At 55.6% G+C, this 20,032-nt stretch carries 11 protein-coding genes; 3 read left to right on the top strand and 8 right to left on the bottom strand.

Features of this window, described 5'->3' with window-relative positions; all coding sequences use genetic code 11:
- From BN4575_RS22135 to BN4575_RS19425, 7 genes are all read right to left on the bottom strand, one after another.
- Positions 1–1,906: retention module-containing protein (locus BN4575_RS22135; protein ID WP_256029025.1), on the bottom strand; the 1,906-nt coding region annotated here is incomplete at its 3' end.
- A 266-nt stretch (positions 1,907–2,172) separates the two neighbouring features.
- Positions 2,173–4,098: an EAL domain-containing protein gene (locus tag BN4575_RS19450; protein WP_068979425.1), complete on the bottom strand. Its 1,926-nt coding sequence runs from the start codon at positions 4,096–4,098 to the stop codon at positions 2,173–2,175.
- Positions 4,099–4,101: 3 nt separating this feature from the next.
- Complete coding sequence (locus BN4575_RS19445; RefSeq protein WP_082186734.1) at positions 4,102–4,854, bottom strand: transglutaminase-like cysteine peptidase; 753 nt, start codon at positions 4,852–4,854, stop codon at positions 4,102–4,104.
- Positions 4,855–4,985: 131 nt separating this feature from the next.
- A complete protein-coding gene (locus tag BN4575_RS19440) occupies positions 4,986–6,302 on the bottom strand; it encodes a TolC family outer membrane protein (RefSeq protein ID WP_068979424.1) in 1,317 nt (438 codons plus the stop codon).
- Between the two features lie 36 nt (positions 6,303–6,338).
- On the bottom strand, positions 6,339–7,772 hold the full coding sequence (locus BN4575_RS19435; protein WP_068979423.1) for an HlyD family type I secretion periplasmic adaptor subunit: 1,434 nt from the start codon (positions 7,770–7,772) through the stop codon (positions 6,339–6,341).
- Positions 7,765–9,909, bottom strand: coding sequence for a type I secretion system permease/ATPase (locus BN4575_RS19430; protein ID WP_042018976.1), 2,145 nt, complete (start codon positions 9,907–9,909; stop codon positions 7,765–7,767). Before BN4575_RS19430 ends, BN4575_RS19435 begins: the two co-directional genes overlap by 8 nt.
- Positions 9,910–10,286: 377 nt before the next feature.
- Complete coding sequence (locus tag BN4575_RS19425) at positions 10,287–11,216, bottom strand: TIGR01212 family radical SAM protein (protein ID WP_068979422.1); 930 nt, start codon at positions 11,214–11,216, stop codon at positions 10,287–10,289.
- A 611-nt stretch (positions 11,217–11,827) separates the two neighbouring features.
- Between BN4575_RS19425 and gltB the strand changes: the two genes are divergently transcribed.
- A complete protein-coding gene (gltB, locus tag BN4575_RS19420; protein WP_068979421.1) occupies positions 11,828–16,285 on the top strand; it encodes a glutamate synthase large subunit in 4,458 nt (1,485 codons plus the stop codon).
- Between the two features lie 12 nt (positions 16,286–16,297).
- Entirely contained in the window at positions 16,298–17,713 is a 1,416-nt protein-coding gene (locus BN4575_RS19415; protein ID WP_068979420.1) for an FAD-dependent oxidoreductase, read from the top strand.
- A gap of 79 nt (positions 17,714–17,792) precedes the next feature.
- Here BN4575_RS19415 and BN4575_RS19410 read toward each other — a convergent pair whose 3' ends face one another.
- Positions 17,793–18,371, bottom strand: a complete 579-nt coding sequence (locus BN4575_RS19410) for an O-methyltransferase (protein ID WP_068979419.1) — start codon at positions 18,369–18,371, stop codon at positions 17,793–17,795.
- Positions 18,372–18,658: 287 nt separating this feature from the next.
- Between BN4575_RS19410 and BN4575_RS19405 the strand changes: the two genes are divergently transcribed.
- A complete protein-coding gene (locus BN4575_RS19405) occupies positions 18,659–19,954 on the top strand; it encodes a DEAD/DEAH box helicase (protein ID WP_042018970.1) in 1,296 nt (431 codons plus the stop codon).
- Positions 19,955–20,032: the final 78 nt, after the last annotated feature.

The following is a 20,032-nucleotide window of genomic DNA, read 5'->3' as shown; positions in this document are numbered from 1 at the left end:
TATTGGCATCCCACTCCACGTAGTCAACACCCTGGCCATCTGCACCAAATACATCGTCAGAGCCATCGGTCAGCACATTGCCACTGACCACCAACATCCCATCCTCTGTCACGCCAACCGGGCCATCGTTCACCGCCACCGGCACATCATCTTCCACCTTGATGGTAAAGCTCCCTGCCGGGAAGCTACCTGTCAGCGGGTCTCCGTCACCGTCGGTGGCGGTCAATACGCCAGAGAAGTCGATGCCCACGCCAGCCAGTTGCTCGCTGTCATCACCATCTGCTGTCGGATGGTCCAGTGGACCACTCTGGGTGAAGCTGTAGCTGCCGTCAGCCCCTACGGTCAGGGTAAAGACCGGTACCCCACCGGCACTGGCGGTCAATACATTACCCGCCACGCTGTAGCTGAGCGCTACACCGCCGCTGGTCAGTCCCAGGCCTACCAGACTGCTGACATCACTGCCCAGACCAAAGCTGCCTGCCCCATCGGCACCGAAGTTGACCAAGCTATTTAGGGTACCGGCTGCACCGCTGGCGTTCACACTCTGACCAGTCCCTTCACTGTTACCGCCGATCAGCGCATCTTCATGGACCAAACTGCGCACAGATTGTTCTTCCCCATCAGCCAGAGTGGGTATGTCATCCAAAATGGTGACATCAAGGGTATCGCTAGCCGTATCACCATCACTATCGATCAGTACAACGCTAAAGCTTTCGCTCAAGGAGGTGTCATTGACGGGTCTTGTATGGTTTTCATTATCGCTAAGGGTATAGCTGTAGCTGACTTGTCCTGCACCAGTCACAGGGTTGTAAGCCACCGCAGTGATTGTCAGGACACTTCCTAACGGACTGATAATTGACTGGGGAAAAGATGTGCTTGGCTGGCCATTAGTGATTAATGTAACGCCACCCAAGGTCAAACTCTGGACGCCATCAGGAGCATTGAAGGTAAACACTCCACTTTGAGTCAGAGCTGCTGCGTTGGGAGCCGAACCATCCGCTAAATTGGTATCGCTGACTTGTACCTCCCCCCCTTCCCGATCCAGCCCAGCAAGAGCTACTTCTTCATCGACCGGAGTGATGGAGAGCACGAGTGTCGATGTAGCTGTGTCCTGGCCATCGGTTACCTGATAGTTCACAGGGGGAACGGCGCCATCATAGTTAGAAGCCGGAGTGAAGGTATAACTCCCATCCGGATTGATGATCAACGTGCCCACACCGGTAATAGTGGCGGCAACACCGGCAGGCACACCGATGTTGATACCCCAGTCATATGAAACGACGGAGGCAGCAGCGGGTCCATCAGGGTTGGTACTGTTGTCCAGCAAATTACCGCTGACCTGAGCGTCTTCCAGGGTCACGACGGTTTCGCCCAAATCATCAAGCTGATTCTCAAGAATTAAATCTTCTGCCTGATTTGCATTGATTACAGCGGCCGTATCGTAGGTTGTATCAAACCCTGCAGCCGCTATCGTGGCATCGCCGGTTCGATCAATGGTGACGAAACCACCATTACCACTGGCTCCGGCAACCCCACCAATACCGCCACCACCACCGGCCGCAGGGGCACCACCGGCAGCAGAGGCTTCAAAGTTTTGAGTCGGGTCAACGCCCTGCAGAATCGATTCTTGCAATGCGGCAATATCTGAAGGAGCCCCTTCCGGGCTGGCCCCCGCTTGTGGTTGAGCTGGCTCAGCCGACTCGGAACCCGCCGGAGCACCCGATGCGGGAGTGTCGTCATAAGGGGAAAGAGCCAGCTTGGCATCATCCGCTATGGTCAACTTGGCACCGGGCTGGAGGATCTCCCCTTGTTGCAGAGGGCGGCTGCTTCCATCAGCCAGCACAATTTCCACATTGCCTTCGATAGCTGAGACAACCACTGACTTGTCGATGATTTGGGTACGCATATCCATTGCTCCAACGTGACGGATCTTGATTCCTAAACCGTAGGAGGAGATGACATGCTTATCCGTTGCAAAAATGTATCAATTCGGTAGGTATTCAATAGAACGAGGGAAAAAAATAGAAGGGTTGCTTTTTTAATATAAAAATCAACACTATTTACTGAGCGCCATTAGAGGCTCTCCATAATTCCATTATATGGAAAGAGGGAAAAGAGAATTTTTAGATATAAAAATGACCCCATTCGGGGCCATTTTTAACACTGTATTATTCAAGACAAGGGAAAGGCTGGATGAACAAACCCCTGATAACCATCAATATGCAACTTCGAGAGCAGCTCTACTTGGCGTTGGTCCTCCACACGGGTCGCAATCGTGGTCACACCAGCATTATGTGCCGCACGGCACACCGCGGCCAGGAATGAGGTATCGGCCCCCGGCTCCATAACCTGGCTAGTATAACCGTGGTCAACTTTGACATACGCCGGTGCCAGCTCCTCCAGATAACCCAAAGAGTGGAAGTGACGGCCGAAGTGATCAACACCCCACAGGAAGCCATGCGCCTGCAAGGCGTGCACCAACGCGGTCACATTCTCTTTATGCTTCATGATGGCAGCTTCAGGTATTTCAAATAGCAGCCGCTCTTTCAACTCGGCATGCTCGGCCAAATAGCGAGTCAGCCAGGTTAAAAACTCATCTGAACAGAGCGAGCCTGCCGTGATATTGATCGCCAGCACCAGATCAGACTGCTTTTGCAGTAATGGAACGCACGCATCGAGGACCGCCTGGTCAAACTCGCCACCCAGTTTGAACTGCTCAATTGCAGGCAAGAACTGACCGGCAAAATAATCTGTGCCATCACGAGAAATCGAGGCAAACAACTCGGCATGCAACCTGGCGCCATTATCAAATCGGCAAGCAGGTTGGGCTTTGAAGCGCCACAGTTGCCGTGAGATGGCATCTTGCACCAGATCTCGCCAGGCCAAACGTCCCATCAACCCTTGTTCGGCGCCCCCTTCCATCACGACAGCACCACGGCGTTCATTGCGCGCTTTGCCAAGCGCATTATCGGCCTTGGTCAACAAGGCTGAGAGATCATCGTGGCCATCACGACCGGCAATACCGATGACTGAGAGTGCATCGCCTTCGCCCATTGGATTCACCACCAGATCGGCGATGCGGCTATTAATCACCTCAGCCAAATCTTTGAGTTGAGTGAGGTCATCAGTTGGGCAGAGCAGCGCATATTCCGTTGCCGAAATCCGGGCCAACGCAGCACCATCCCACCCTTGCAGTTGTTCTTTCAAGGCTTGCGCGATGGATTTAACCATATTGTCACGGGCAGCAAAGCCCTCATCACGGTAGATGTCATCAAGCATGTCTACCGCAATCAGCATGACGCCCCCTTGTCCTGCCTCTGCAATCCAGGCATTGACCTGACCGACAAAATAGGCGCGATTGCCAAGACCAGATACCGCATCTACATACACACGCTCACGCAACTTTTCAGCCTCATCGGCTTGCTCTTTGAACTGCAATGCCAACTTGCTTGATAGGGTATTTATAGCCTGAACTACCTGTTTCAATTCATGGGTTTTCGGCTCAGGTATGGCGTGACCAAAATGATGCAACTCGATCTCGACCGCTTGCTGACAGATGTGTTTCAGCGGTTTAAGCAAATAGTTGAGTGCTCTCATCAATAGAATGGTGGTGATCAAAAAACCGACCAGAAACCAGCTCGCCAGTTCGCTCATTCCGCGCCATAACTCGTAATAAGCTTGGCCCGGGTGGCCAACCACCTTTAATTTGCCAAGCTGCAACCAGCCAGAAGTCAGAATTGACTCATTGGATACCTCAGGAAACAACCCCAAATTGATAAACCACTGCGGTACACCCTGAATATTATTGGTGTTTTCCAACTCGATGACATCTTTGGAGGCGAGCAGGTCAAGGCGAACCTGTCGGTAATAACCACCATCAAAAATGGCCTGGATCACTGATTCGGCAGCAACCTTGTCACCATTTTCCAGGTAGGGAGTCAGTGCCAGCCCCAGCGAGGTGGCAGTGTTGATGACCGTTGTTTGCTGTTGCTGTGCCAGATACGTGCGGGTTGAATTGAATTGCACCCAGTATGTGGCCGCAAAGAGCAATCCAAACAACAGCAGCATGGTGGCTAATAACTGTCGATAGAGCGTCATAGGTTAATCATCCAAATTCACCGCTGGCCGAGCCAATCGCCCCGAGGTCATGCGATTGCGTAAATCATTCCATAATCCCAAGCGAGATGATTGACCAGCCAGTTCCCCTTGGCCTTTCGCCTTCATCAACCACAAGTGACTACCGTTAAAGCTATAAATAGGTAACAGATCCCGTCGTTGTGTGGCGGGTCTAATCGAGCCAATCAAATTATCCAAAATAACCGGAACGGAGGATGGCGTCTCGTAATAGGCAACCACCATGTGAAACTGGTTGTAATCAAGCGCCTTGACATACACCATCCGCATTTTTTCATCCGGGATCCCAAGTTCAAGCAGCGTGGAATATTTAGCAATACTAAAATCCTCGCAATCTCCCCCGGCCGCCCCCAGAAACTCAAGTGGCGTGGCCCAATAATCCTTCTTGCGCCACAACTTGATGTCATCAATAAAGCGCATCCGATTAAAAAAGTTATTCACTCGCTCGAGTTTTTTCGCCTCGCTAAGAGCCCTTCCCTTCGTCTCCATGACCAGCATCCGCCAACTGGTTACCCGCTTGCCTGCTCGTGCACCATAGGTCTGCTCAGCCCGTTTGATCAAATTGAGATCTTCCGGTGGCAAAGGTTGACTGGCACAGAGCAACAGCGAAACAGGTAGCAGCAAAACCCATAACGAGTGGCGCAAAACGCGCAGGCATAACAGTTTCCATCTGCTGAAAATAAAAGGGAACCGGTAACCCTCTCCAGGCTGAAGTGTCACATCCGTTGCCTGTTGCATTGTTGCTGCGCACTCCTGAAACCGGACAACCACTTACATTTACCAAACAAGGTGACTGCAATACGCAGTCACCTTGGTGCGGTCATCATCCCTGCGGGATCAATAGCGAACCGTTACTTCTTGGCTTGCCATTCAGCGGGCTGTTTGACGCTAAAGGCATTGAGCAGGCTACCTGTCGCATTGAGAATGCGATAGTCCGCCAGCAGCGCGTCATATTCGGCAGTAATATAGCTACGACGCGCTTCAAACAGTTCGTTCTCGGTGTTCAACACATCCAGCAAAGTCCGTTGGCCCAAACCAAATTGCTTTTTATAGGCCTGCACGGTGTCATAGCTGGCGTCGACGTGCTCTTTCAAGAAGGTCTTCTGCTTGGTCAGCGACTCTTTGGCGTTCCATGCCAGACGCGTGCCCTCTTCCACTTGGCGGAACGCATTCAGATGAATGTCTTTCGCCTGGGAATAGAGCGCCGATGTAGCGTTGCTCTCTGCCACGTCAGAACCACCGCGGAACAGGTTGTAACGCATCCGCACCATGGCGGTCAGGTCATCATTACGGCCTGGAACCGCATCGATATCCTCATTCCAGTTCTGATCGACCTCGAATGTCACATTGGGGTAGAAACCGGACTTGGCGCCTTCATGCTGATATTTGGCCGCTTCGATATCCTGCAGTGAAGAGAGCAGGGTCGGGTGAACTTCGGTCGCGGTTTTCAGCGCTGTCTCCAGACTGGCCGGAATGACCTCGGCGTTGGGAACCGGCTGCACCAAATCTTTTGGCACCTCATTCACGACACGGATAAATTCACTTTCTGCATCGCGATAGTTGTTCTCCGCTGCAGCCTGGTTTGAATAGGCGCGGGCAACACGGCCATCGATCTGGGTCTGGTCCGCCGTCGATCCCAAACCTGAGTCGGTCCGCTTGCGAATGTCACTGCGGATCTGCTCGTGGGTTTCCAGATTCTGCTTGGATAGCTCCAGGATTTCCTGCTGACGCAGCATGTTGAGGTACACCTCAGAGACCCGCAGCGCGGTGTTTTCCGCTTCAGAGATCATCGCCAGACGCTGGGCATTGGCTTCCGCTTCTGTTCTGGATACGTTGTTGCTGACATCAAAGCCATCAAACAACATTTGGCGCAGACTGAGCCCGGCCTCTTTACGAGTCAACGAGTCATCACTTGTTGGATCACGACGTGTTGATGGGCTATCAGTCTTTTCATAACCTACGCCACCACGCAGATCGATGGTGGGATAGTAACCACCCTTGGCACCATCATGCTGATAGAGGCGTGCCTGATACAAATCGAACGCTTCCTTGATCTTGGGATGTGTCGCAAGCGTATGTCCTACCGACTCCTCCAGCGTCTGGGCTTGCCCCAAACCAGGGAGTAGGGTTATGCCACTGACCAGCATGGCAACAATCGTTTTTTTCATGTTATCTCCAGTCATGTATTGTTTTAGATTGTTGGCTTATCGTTCTCTCAGTGCCGACTGCTTTGCCCTTAATATGGGTTTCAGCAAATAGTCTAGGACACTTTTTTTACCAGTAATAATATCCGCACTGGCTAACATACCGGGGATGATGGGAAGTGCGTTAAGCTCATCGCCCAAGTAACTCTTGTCGGTACGTACTCGAACCAGATAAAAGGAGTTCCCCTCCTCATCTTGGATCGAGTCCGCACTTATCTGTTCAACCTTGCCATGCAATCCTCCATAGATTGTAAAGTCATAGGCAGTAATCTTGACGATGGCGTCCAGCCCGGGTCGCAGGAAGGCGATATCTTTTGGCGACACTTTAGCTTCCACCAGCAAGGTATCTTCCAGCGGCACTATCTCCATCAAATCCATACCCGGTTGCACTACACCGCCCAGGGTATTGATCTTGAGCTTTTTGATAGTGCCTTTGAGCGGCGCAATCACACTGGTACGATCAACCCGGTCTTGCAAGCCGACCTGCCCTTCGGACAGCTGACCAAGTCGTCCCTGCTTCTCATTAAGCTCGGTTTGTGAATCAGCCCGGAAGGTTAACGCGATGTCATTACGCTTTGATATAGACTCCCGCAATACCGAGTTGAGTTTTGGAATAATCAACCGGTTACTCTCCAGCTCCCCTTGCATCTCGTTGACCTGACGCTCCAGTTTGATCAATTCAACCTGTGGCACAATTCCTTCTTTAGCCAGCGGACGACTGATATTGAGCTCTTGTCTGGCCAAATCCACGCTGCGGTTCACGGTGCGTATTTTGGCGTTCAACTCTATCAGTTCCTGCTCTTTCTGTTCGATTTGCTGCCCCAATATATAGAGCTGGTTCTTCAAGTTATTGAGGCGATCTTTTTGGACTGAACGCTCACGGTTGGCATATTCAGCGAAAATCGTTTCATAACCATCAGGAAACTGGATGGGTGCCTCAGAGATGACCACTTGCTCACGCCAACCCAGTGCCGGCTCATTTTTTACCTCGACACTGGCCATCTCGGCCCGCAGCCGGGCGATATCGCCTTTCAGGGTCACCAACTCCTGCTCCCGTTCCCGAAAATCGGAGCGAAAACGGGTATCATCGATACGCAGCAATGCCTGCCCTTTTTCTACGATGTCACCCTCTTTGACAAAGATCTCTTTGACTATCCCCCCTTCCAGGTTCTGGATTACCTGTAATTGCCGGGAAGGCATTACCTTGCCTTGCCCCACGGTGACTTCATCCAGTTCTGCCCATGCAGCCCAGACAATGGCACTCACAAAAAATAAGAAACAACACCACAACAAGATACGGGCACTAGTCGGTGTACTGAGCAACACAGCGGCGGCTCCGTCATCGACAAACTCCAGGTGCTCAGGTGCGGGTAAGACGTCGTCAGACTGCGCCTTCTTAGACCGGTTGAACCAGCCGGAGAGTCCCTTAACCATGGGATACCTCCTGCACTCGTACTTTGCCTTCTTTCAACTGTTGCAACACCACATCTTTAGGGCCATCTGCAACTATCTGACCTTGCTCGATAACAATCACCCGGGATGCCACATCCAGCATGGAGGTCTTGTGAGTGATCAGGATCAGGGTGGTTTCCGGGCCAAGTCTGGCCAGCTCCTGTTTGACCTGCATCTCGGACTGGTTGTCCATGTTGGAGGTGGGTTCATCCATCACCAGAATGGGGGGATCATTGAGCAGCGCACGCGCCAGCAGGATCGCCTGACGCTGACCACCGGAAAGCTGACGCCCGCCTTCGCCAATCTGCCGATCAAGGCCATTGGGATCCCGGTTGGTAAAGTTGGTCACCCCGGCCCGTTTGGCGGCGCGCAAAACCCGAGCATCATCCACCAGCGGGTTACCCAACATAATGTTGTCGCGCACCGAGCCGAAGAACAGGATGACATCCTGAGGGACACAGCCGATATTGCGACGGATCACCGACGAGGGCAGCTGATCCAGCTCAAATCCATCGATACGGACCGAACCATCGGTGGGTCGATACAAGCCCATCAGCAGTTTCTCAAGGGTGGTTTTACCTGCCCCGATCCGGCCGATAATGGCCACCTTCTCACCTGGCTGAATGCGTAAATTGATATTGTGCAGCGAGCTGGTTTCCATGCCCGGATATTTGAACGAGACATTCTCGAATTCGATCCGACCGGCAATCACCGGATGATGGATATATTGCTTGCCCTCTTCCTGCTCACCCGGGGTTTGCATGATCTTTTCCAGAATATCCAGCGCAGACTTGGCCTGGTTATAGCGTGTCGACAGCACCGAGAGTTGCACCATAGGCGCAATTGCCCGGCTCGCCAGCATCACGGCTGCAATCATGCCGCCCATGGTGACCAAACCTTCAGATATCTGGTAGACCCCTACAATGACCAGCCCAACGGTCACTACCTGCTGGATATAGCTGGCCAGTGAAGACATGGAGTTGGTAATGCGACGAGTCTGTACACCCCAAGTGGAAATATGGGATACCGCCTGCTCCCAGCGATGCTGGAACATGCTTTCGGCACCGAAGATTTTGACGGTTTCCAACCCGGAAATACTTTCAATCAGGTTGGCGTTTTTCTGGGAGGCAAGGCGCGAGCCCTCTTCAATGGATTGCTTGAGCGACCCTTGAATATAGAAGCTGTAGGCAACCAGGATCAGCATGGCCACAATGGGCACCACCACCATCACGCCGGCAAACAACCAGATAATAAAGAGGAAGAACACCGCGAAGGGCAGATCGATAAGGGTAGATACGGTGGCGGAAGTGAAAAACTCCCGCACCGACTCAAACTCTTGTAAGTGCTTGGCGAAAGCACCGGTAGAAGCCGGGCGCGACTCCATGCGCATGCCCATCACCTTGGCAAAGATCTTGGCCGACAGCAGCACATCGGATTTTTTGCCGGCAATATCGATGAAGTAGCTGCGTAGCTGACGCATCACAAAATCGAAGGTAAAAACAACCATGGCCCCCGCAGCCAGCACCCACAGCGACTCAAACGCCAGATTGGGCACGATCTTGTCATAGACGTTCATGGTGAAGAGGGGGCTGGCGACCGCAAACAGATTAATGAGGATCGAGGCAATCAGCACATCGCGATAAATACCCCGTGATTCGAACAGGGTGCTCCAGAACCAGTGACCATCACGGGTTTCCAGCACCTTGGGTGAGCGTTCGTCAAATTTGAACTGCTTCTTCACATAGAAGAGGCGACCCAGATACTCATCACCGAGCTGAGCCGTAGATAGCCATTGGGCTGCATCACCAGCCTGCGGAAAAATCACTTTCCCCTGGCTGCGATCCTCGTTCCACTCCAGCAGAATACAGGCGCCACCACTGCGCATCTGCAATACGCAAGGCAGCAACAAGGGTGATATATCAGCCAACGGCTGGATCACTTCACGGGCAGATAAGCCACCCCGTTCAGCCGCGCGGCAAAACAGCGCCGTTGTCAGACGGCCAGAGACCAGAGGCAACCCGGTCGTCAGGGCATCCTGACTGTTGGGCACACCATAAAAGCGGGTCAAGAAGACCAGGCACTCTAATAGTTCATCGATACGACTTGTTTCTGCTTGCATAGCATCCTGTCACTGCATAAATGGGATCAAGACGAAAATGAACCGCACGTATTTTCCTGCTCGCGCGACTAACACACCAAATCACACATCTCCTGATGTGCGGGCACAGGGCATCAACCTGTCAGCAAACATTCATCCATAAGTTACTGCAGGGCGCTGGTAACGACATGGCCGAATCCCGATAAACATGGCCTGACTGACTCCATGCTATCACTGCCTTGCTAGCGCGTGTCGAACTTAATAGATAACAATGTCAATTAGATGGCCATTAAGTGTGCATTACTATATCAACCGGAACACCCCAAAACTATAGTTTATGGTATGTACTTTTTTATATAACCCTATGTTTTAGGTGAAAATAATAACGTCGCACTCAATTATAGGTCAGCAAGTATGAAGGGCCGCCCCAAGGCATGACCTTGTGGCCCACTGCTAGCCAGCACTTTTGCAATATCCGCCATCGCAGTCCAGCGATTTTCACACCACACGGGTGCCAGCAGTGTTGGCCGACGCGCCGATGCCGAAATCCGGTGATAAACCACCTCGGGCGGCGTGTGCTGGATCATGGCGACCGCCGCCTCCACATACTGCTCCAGCGTCAAAACCTCAAGCCGCCCCGCCTGCCACGCCTTGCCGAGGGTGCTGCCCTCCACCACATGAAGCGGATGGAGCTTGATCCCCTCGACACCGGTTTCCACGATACGATGCAGGGTATCCAGGCTATCCATCGGCACCTCGCCCGGCAGGCCAACGATCAGATGAGCACATACCTTGATGCCGCGCTGATGGGCCCGCTTCACCGCATCCTCATAGGCGGCATAACCGTGTCCGCGATTGATCCGCTGCAAGGTTTTGTCATTGGCGCTCTGCAGCCCCAGCTCCAGCCACACCTCGTAACCCCGCTCCTGATAGCCCGCCAGCAGATCCAGCACCGCATCCGGCACGCAATCGGGACGGGTGCCCACACAGAGCCCCACCATATCGCTCACTGACAGTGCCTCTTCGTACATGCGCTGCAGATATTCGACCTCGGCATAGGTGCTGGTATAGGCCTGAAAGTAGGCGAGATAGCGCTTGGCGCGGGTCACTTCATCGCGGCGAGCCAGCAGTTGTTGCACCACGGAGAGCTGCTGGGCCGACTCGTCGGCAAAAGAGGAAACATTACAGAAGGTGCAGCCACCGCGGCCCAGGGTGCCGTCCCGATTCGGGCAGGTGAAGGCACCATGGATGGAGAGTTTGTGGATCTTCTGACCGTGACGCTGCTTGAGATCTTGACCGAATGTATTGACGAGTTCGTGTAACTGCATGGCACCTCCGCTAAAGGAGCGCCATTGTACGAGCTTGCGCAAAACAGGGGCTGAGCTGGATCAAGCTAGCGGAGGAGGTAAAACATATAAATATCCGGTCAATTTTGAATAAATATAGAGAAAAAGCGCAAAAAACAGATTTTGGCAGCTCGTTGACTATTCCAACAGTAAACATCCATGTGAAAATGAGACCTGATAACTCACTGTTGAACAATGAAAAATTCAAAGAGACCCGACAAGACACAATTGCAAGCATGCAATATTGAAAATGTGATCACCTCCGCTGTCGACCAAGCTGGATTGGTAAAATTACTACATTCACCCTCGGTCGATAAGCGCACCATTGAACTCCCTAATGGCAATATATTTCACCACAAACACCATCTTGAGCGGAACAATCACACTATTCCAGCCAATTCCTCCCTCTGCTTCGACATTTTGTTATGAGAATGTAACCACCGAGACAAACCTGACCTGCGATTGACCTCGTCAGAAAATCCCATTAGTTTGGAGATTCGCCACGTCAGGCAGACGGAACCACAAGAGCCAATCGCAATTTATGCAGTCAGTTGATGACTGTGCGATGGAAGGCCGAGCAAGGGAGAAATGCAATGTCACTATATGATCCAAAGCTGGAGAGGGATAACTGTGGCTTCGGCCTGTTGGCCCACATGGAAGGGGAAGCCAGCCACAAACTTGTCCGTCTCGCGATGTCAGCATTGGCTCGCATGCAGCACCGCGGCGGGATCTCCGCCGATGGCAAGACCGGCGATGGTTGCGGTCTGCTGCTGCAAAAACCCGACAGCTTTTATAGAGCTGTTGCCGAGGAGAAGGGATGGCACCTTGGCCGCAAGTACGCGGTTGGCATGCTGTTTCTCAACCCCGACCCGGTTCTGGCCCAGCAGACTCGCGACATCATCGACGAAGAGCTGGAAAAAGAGACCCTGAGTCTGGTCGGCTGGCGCAAAGTGCCGGTCGATACCAATGTGCTCGGCCCTATCGCCAAAGCCTCCCTGCCCAGTATTGAACAGGTCTTTGTCAACGCGCCTCCCGGCTGGGTTGAACAGGATCTGGAGCGCCGCCTCTATATCGTGCGTCGCCGTATCGAGAAGCGCATCAACGATGACTACTTCTATGTGGTCAGTCTCTCCAATCTGGTCACCGTCTATAAAGGACTGTGCATGCCGGTGGACTTGCCGCGCTTCTATCTGGATCTCGCCGACATTCGCATGCAGGCAGCGATCTGCGTGTTCCACCAACGCTTCTCCACCAACACCAGTCCGCGCTGGCCACTGGCCCAGCCGTTCCGCTATCTCGCTCACAACGGCGAAATCAACACCATCGCCGGTAACCGCCAGTGGGCCAAGGCGCGCAGCTACAAGTTTGCGACTCCGCTGATCCCCGATTTGCAAGACGCTGCACCCTTCGTCAACACCACCGGCTCTGACTCCTCCAGCCTCGACAACATGCTGGATCTCTTCCTCGCCGGTGGCATGGATCTGTTCCGTGCCATGCGTCTGTTGATCCCGCCTGCATGGCAAAAGCACCCGAACATGGACGACGACCTGCGCGCCTTCTATGACTTCAACTCCATGCACATGGAGCCGTGGGACGGCCCCGCCGGTATCGTGATGACCGACGGTCGCTACGCCACCTGCGCGCTTGATCGCAATGGCCTGCGTCCGGCCCGCTACGTCATCACCAAGGACAAGTTCATCACGCTCGCGTCTGAGGTCGGCACCTGGGACTACACCCCGGATGAAGTGCTGGAGAAAGGCCGGGTCGGCCCAGGCGAGCTGTTCGTGGTGGATACCCACAACGGCAAGGTGTGGACCAGCTTCGAGATTGACGACGATCTCAAGAGCCGCCACACCTACAAGCAGTGGATGGACAAGCACTGCACCCGACTGGTGCCATTCGAGCAGATGGATGACAACCAGACCGGCAGCCGCGAGTTTGCCGATGACCAGCTGAAAACCTATCAGAAGCTGTTCGGCTACTCCTTCGAGGAGCTGGATCAGATCATTCGGGTACTGGCTGAGAACGGTCAGGAAGCGGTGGGTTCTATGGGGGATGACACCCCGATGGCGGTGCTCTCGTCCGGTCAACGAACCCTGTATGACTACTTCCGCCAGATGTTCGCCCAGGTGACCAACCCGCCTATCGATCCGCTGCGGGAGAACCACGTGATGTCGCTGGCCACCTGTATCGGTCGCGAGCAGAACGTCTTCAACGAGACCTTCGGCCACGCCCACCGGGTGCTGTTCCAGTCGCCGATCCTGCTCTACTCCGACTTCCATCAGCTGCTGGCACTGGAAGGGGAATACTATCGCCACCAGGTGATCAGTCTCAACTTCAAGCCCGAAGAGGGGCTGGAAGCTGCCATCATTCGCATCTGCGAGCTGGCTAAAACCGCCGCCAAGAGTGGCACCGTGCTGCTAGTGTTGTCAGATCGCGATATCAGCGCTGACACCCTGCCGATCCCGGCCGCCATGGCGGTGGGCGCGGTGCAACGCACTCTGGTCGACAACAACTTGCGCTGTGACGCCAACATTCTGGTAGAGACCGCCAGTTGCCGCGACCCGCACCACTTCTCGGTACTGTTGGGCTTTGGCGCCACTGCCGTCTACCCCTATCTGGCCTATGAAACTCTGGCCAAGCAGGTTGAAGAAGGGGTGCTGAAGATGACCTTGCGTCAGGCGATGGTCAACTACCGTAACGGCATCAATAAAGGCCTCTACAAGGTGATGTCCAAAATGGGCATCAGTACCGTGGCCAGCTATCGCTGCTCCCAGCTGTTTGAAGCTGTGGGGCTTGCCCAGTCGGTGGTTGAGATCTGTTTCCGTGGGGTATCGAGCCGCATTCAAGGGGCCGATTTTAGCGATATCCAGCAAGATCAGCACAATCTGGCCCGTCAGGCCTGGTTGCAACGCAAGCCCCTCAGTCACGGCGGCCTGCTCAAGTTTGTCCACGGCGGCGAGTACCACACCTACAACCCGGATGTGGTGCAAACCCTGCAAGCCGCAGTGCGATCTGGCAACTACGCCGATTACCTGGAGTACGCCCGGCTGGTCAATGAGCGCCCGGTCTCGACCTTGCGTGATCTGCTGGCGTTGAAAAAAGTCGACCATCCGGTGGACGTGAGTGCAGTGGAATCTGCCGAAGCCCTCTTCCCCCGCTTCGACTCCGCCGCCATGTCAATCGGCGCCTTGGGGCCAGAGGCCCACGAAGCGCTGGCCATTGCCATGAACCGCCTCGGCGGCAAGAGCAACTCAGGTGAAGGTGGCGAAGATCCCAAGCGCTTTGGCACCGAGAAGAACTCGCGCATCAAGCAGGTAGCATCCGGTCGCTTTGGCGTCACCCCTCACTACCTGATGAACGCCGATGTGGTGCAGATCAAAGTGGCTCAGGGTGCCAAGCCCGGCGAAGGTGGCCAGCTGCCCGGTGACAAGGTGACCGCCCAGATCGCCAAGCTGCGCTATTCCGTGCCCGGCGTGACCCTGATCTCCCCGCCGCCGCACCACGATATCTACTCCATCGAGGATCTGGCCCAGCTAATTTTTGACATCAAGCAGATCAACCCGAGCTGTCTGGTATCGGTCAAGCTGGTCTCCGAGCCCGGTGTGGGCACCATCGCCTGTGGCGTTGCCAAGGCCTATGCCGACTTCATCACCATCTCCGGTTATGACGGTGGCACTGGCGCCAGCCCCCTCACCTCGGTCAAATATGCCGGTTCCCCGTGGGAACTGGGTCTGGCTGAAACCCAGCAGGCACTGGTCGCCAACGGTCTGCGCCACAAGGTGCGGCTGCAAGTGGATGGCGGTCTCAAGACCGGCCTCGATATCATCAAGGCGGCCATTCTCGGCGCCGAGAGCTTCGGCTTTGGCACCGGCCCCATGGTGGCACTCGGCTGCAAATACTTGCGGATCTGCCACCTCAACAACTGCGCCACCGGCGTTGCCACCCAGGATGAGAAGCTGCGCCGCGAACACTTCACCGGCCTGCCGGAGATGGTGATGAACTACTTCAAGTTCATCGCACAAGAGACCCGCGAACTGATGGCCCAGCTGGGCGTCACCCAGCTGACCGATCTGATTGGCCGCACCGATCTGCTTGAGGCCCTGCCCGGCCTCACCGCCCGTCAGGCCAAGCTGGATCTCGGGGGCATTCTGGCCAGACCCATCGCACCGGCAGGCTCCAGCCTGTTCAGCCAGCAACACAACCCCACGTTCGACAAGGGGCCGCTCAACCTGCAGATGGTGGACGATCTGCTAACAGCGGTGGAAACCTCAAGTGGTGGCGAGTTCCGTTACGACATCCGCAACACCGACCGCTCGGTGGGCGCGCGCCTCTCTGGCGAGATCGTCAAGCGTCACGGTAATCAGGGGATGGCGGCAGATCCGGTCAAGGTGCACTTCAACGGCACCGCAGGCCAGAGCTTCGGCGTCTGGAATGCGGGTGGCCTTGAGATGATCCTCACCGGTGACGCCAACGACTACGTCGGCAAAGGGATGACCGGCGGCAAGCTGGTGGTCAAACCCCATGTCGGCGTGGCCTTCAAATCCCATGAGGCGGCCATCATCGGCAACACCTGCCTCTACGGCGCCACCGGTGGCAAGCTCTATGCAGCAGGCACCGCTGGCGAGCGTTTTGCGGTGCGTAACTCCGGCGCGCTGGCGGTGGTCGAGGGGATTGGCGACAACGGTTGTGAATACATGACCGGTGGCATAGTCACCATTCTCGGCACGACCGGCGTCAACTTCGCGGCAGGCATGACCGGTGGTTTTGCCTACGTGCTCGATGAGTGCGGCAACTTCGCCAAACGTACCAACCCCGAGCTGGTAGAGTTGCTGGATGTGGCAAGTCTCGCCATTCATCAGGAACACCTGCGCGGCATCATCACCGAGCACCTCAATGAAACCGGCAGTTCGCGCGCCGAAGAGATCCTGGCCAACTTCGATGCCTTTGTGCCCATGTTCAAGCTGATCAAGCCCAAATCCAGCGACGTGAAATCGCTGTTGGGCCACACCAGCCGTTCCAGTGCAGAACTCAGAATCCAGGCGCAATAAGGAGGGAACCCTATGAGCCAGAACGTATTTCAGTTTATCGATGTCCAGCGGGTCGACCCGCCCAAGAAGCCGCTCAAGATCCGCAAGATCCAGTTTGTCGAGATCTACGAACCCTTCAACCAGGCCCAGGTGCAGATGCAATCTGACCGTTGCCTGGAGTGCGGCAACCCCTATTGCGAGTGGAAGTGTCCGGTCCACAACTACATTCCCAACTGGCTGAAACTGGCCAAAGAGGGACGTATTCTGGAGGCGGTGGAGCTCGCCCACCAGACCAACAGCCTGCCGGAAGTGTGTGGCCGGGTCTGCCCGCAAGATCGGTTGTGTGAAGGGGCCTGCACCCTCAATGATCGCTTCGGCGCAGTGACCATCGGCAACATCGAAAAATACATCACCGACAAGGCGTTCGAGATGGGCTGGCAGCCCGATCTCTCCAAGGTGGTCAAGACCGGCAAGCGGGTCGCGGTGATCGGTGCCGGCCCCGCAGGCCTTGCCTGCGCCGATGTACTGGCGCGGGGCGGCGTCACCCCTGTGGTGTTTGACAAGTATCCCGAAATTGGTGGCCTGCTCACCTTTGGTATCCCCTCCTTCAAGCTGGAAAAAGAGGTGATGCAACGTCGGCGCGAGATCTTCCAGGGGATGGGCATCGAATTTCGTCTCGAAACCGAAGTGGGCAAAGATGTCACCTTTGCCGACCTGCTCGGCGAGTTCGATGCGGTCTTCCTCGGGGTCGGCACTTACAAGTACATGAAGGGTGGCTTTGCCAACGAAGAGGCGCCGGGCGTCTATGACGCCCTGCCCTACCTCATCGCCAACGCCAACCGGCTGCTGGGCTTTGAAAAGGCGCAAGCCGATTACATCGACTTCGCTGGCAATCAGGTAGTGGTGCTCGGCGGTGGCGATACCGCCATGGACTGCGTGCGCACCGCCATCCGACAAGGTGCCGACAAGGTGATCTGTGCCTATCGCCGGGACGAGGAGAACATGCCGGGATCCAAGCGGGAGGTGAAGAACGCCCGCGAAGAGGGGGTCGAATTTATGTTCAACCTGCAGCCGGTGGCGGTCGAGCTGGATGCCAGCGGCCGCACCGTCGGTATCAAGGTGGTGAGTACCGAGTTGGGCGAGCCCGATGCCAATGGCCGCCGCAATGCGGTGTTGATTGAGGGCTCAGAGCAGGTGCTAAACGCTGATGCTGTGGTGATGGCGTTTGGCTTCCAACCCAATCCGCAGCCCTGGATGGCGGAGTTCGGCATCGAAATCGACAACCGGGATCGGATCAAAGCCAGTGAGCAGGCGGAATATGCCTTCCAGACAACTAATCCCAAGGTATTCGCCGGTGGCGATGCGGTGCGCGGCTCCGATCTGGTGGTGACCGCCATCTACGAAGGCCGCAAAGCAGCCGAAGGGATCATGGACTATCTGGCGGTCTGATCTGACCGGCCACGGCCATAATGCTCTCTCAAAATCAGCCCCGCCAATGCGGGGCTGATTTTTTGCAGCCCCCCATTTCCTACAAACGCACCACCAGCCACTCCCCCTTGCCGACCGGCACCAGCGAGGTGGCAAAAGCGGGGTCCTGCCCGACCTCGTTCATCCATTCAATCATCTCGCTGCGATGGGAGATGGCGTTATCGACCACCAGCAGGCCGCGGGGTGCCAGCAGGCGGCGGATCTGCGGCCACCATGCCCGGTAGTGCTGGCGATCCGAATCGAGAAAGATGAGCTGATACCCGGCTTGCGGCAAGGTCGGTAACAGCTCACCCGCATCCCCTGCCAGCAAGGTGATCCAGGGGCCCAGTCCCGCCCGCTGAAAATTGTCATGGGCCAGCACGCGCTTATCCTCATCCAGCTCAATGGTGGTGACATGCCCCTCCAGCCGACGAACTGCTTCTGCCAACCAGAGCGTGGAGTAACCATTGGAGGTGCCAATCTCCAGCACCGCCTGCGCCCCGCGAGTATGCACCAGCACCGCCAGCAGCTCCCCCGTGTCGCGGGTGATATTGAGCAGCTTGCGGCTACGTTCCTGCTGCTGGCTATCATTGCGTTCACCAAGCTGCTCCAGTTGGTGCTTTAACCGTTCAAGTTCCATCGTTCTCCCCTTTCGTCCTTGGCCAAAACAGCTCGCTCTATCCTGTTGGCTTGGCCTTTGGGAGTCAAATGATTGCTTTTAAACGCCATTCAGACCGCTAGGATGAGAAAAGGACAACCATTTGAGGCAGAAATTATGCCGTCTATCTGTTACACTTCGCGCCCGCCATTTTCCGGCTCTCTCTCTGACTTGATGTCAGGCGCAGCCGTCGGTGGTTACAACCTCCGTCTCGCTCATGCCGAGCTAACCAAGCCAAACACAGCCCAGCTGGAACACAGGAACCCATTATGAGATTTGAATCGTTCGATTTTGCCCCCGAGATTTTGCGTGCTGTCTCAGATTGCGGTTATCAGGAGATGACCCCTGTGCAGCAACAGGCTATCCCGGCCATTCGCCGTGGCCGCGATGTGCTGGCCAGCGCCCAGACCGGTACCGGCAAGACCGCCGCCTTCGCTCTGCCCATTTTGCAGCGTCTGGTAGACAATCCGGCTCCGGCCCAGCCGTCCAACGCCCGGGTGCTGATCCTGACCCCGACCCGCGAACTGGCGGCTCAGGTGGCGAGCAACATCAATGACTTCGCCAAGTATCTCGATATCACCACCATCACCATCGTGGGTGGTGGCAAGCAGGATGTGCAGGCCAAGAAGCTGAAAGCGGGCGCTCACATCATTGTGGCCACCCCGGGCCGCCTGCTGGAGCACCTCACCGCCTGTAACCTCAGCCTCTCCGGCGTTGAGTGTCTGGTGATGGACGAAGCGGATCGCATCCTCGACATGGGCTTCAGTGCCGATGTGCAGAAGATCCTGCAAGCGGTCAACAAGACCCGTCAGAACCTGCTGTTCTCCGCCACCTTCTCCGATGCAGTGAAGAAGCTGGCCAACCTGATGCTGGATCGCCCGCAGATCGTCAGCGTCAACAAGCAGAACTCCACCGCCGATACCGTCAGCCACACCGTCTATCCGGTCGAGCAGAAGCGCAAACGCGAGCTGCTCTCCGAGCTGATTGGCAAGCAGAACTGGCAGCAGGTGCTGGTGTTCGCCAGCACCCGCGAGAGCTGCGATGTGCTGATCGATGAGCTGAACCTCGACGGCATCAAGTCCGCCGTGGTCCATGGCGAGAAAGCCCAGGGCAACCGTCGCCGCGCCCTGCGCGAGTTCATGGAAGGCAAGGTTCGGGTTCTGGTCGCCACCGAAGTGGCCGCCCGTGGTCTGGACATTCCGGATCTGGAGTATGTGGTCAACTACGATCTGCCGTTCCTGGCAGAGGATTACGTGCACCGCATCGGCCGTACCGGTCGTGCCGGCAAGAATGGCATGGCCATCTCCTTCGTCAGCCGCGAAGAGGAGCGTACTCTGCTGGAGATCGAGGCCCTGATCGGCCAGAAGATCCGCCGCATCATGGTACCGGGTTATGAAGTGAGCAACCGCGACGAGCTGATCAAGCAGCTGCAAGAGCGCCGCCGCTTCGGCAAGCGCCCGCAGCGTGAAGATAACGCCGTGGCACAGGTAATGGCCGAGAGCAAGCTGCAGGGTCAGCGCCTCAAGCGTCTGGCGAGTGCCAAGAAGCCCCGTCAGCCGAAATAAGGCGCACCGGCTAATCTATTGAACCGCAAAGGCGCCACTGGCGCCTTTGCTATCTCTGTTATTTCCCGAGGATCCATG

Origin of the sequence: Aeromonas sp. EERV15, assembly GCF_900079845.1 — a bacterium.
Classification (GTDB): domain Bacteria; phylum Pseudomonadota; class Gammaproteobacteria; order Enterobacterales; family Aeromonadaceae; genus Aeromonas; species Aeromonas sobria.
The sequence above is the reverse complement of the archived record's forward strand: the minus strand, read 5'-3'. Positions and strand labels throughout refer to the sequence as shown.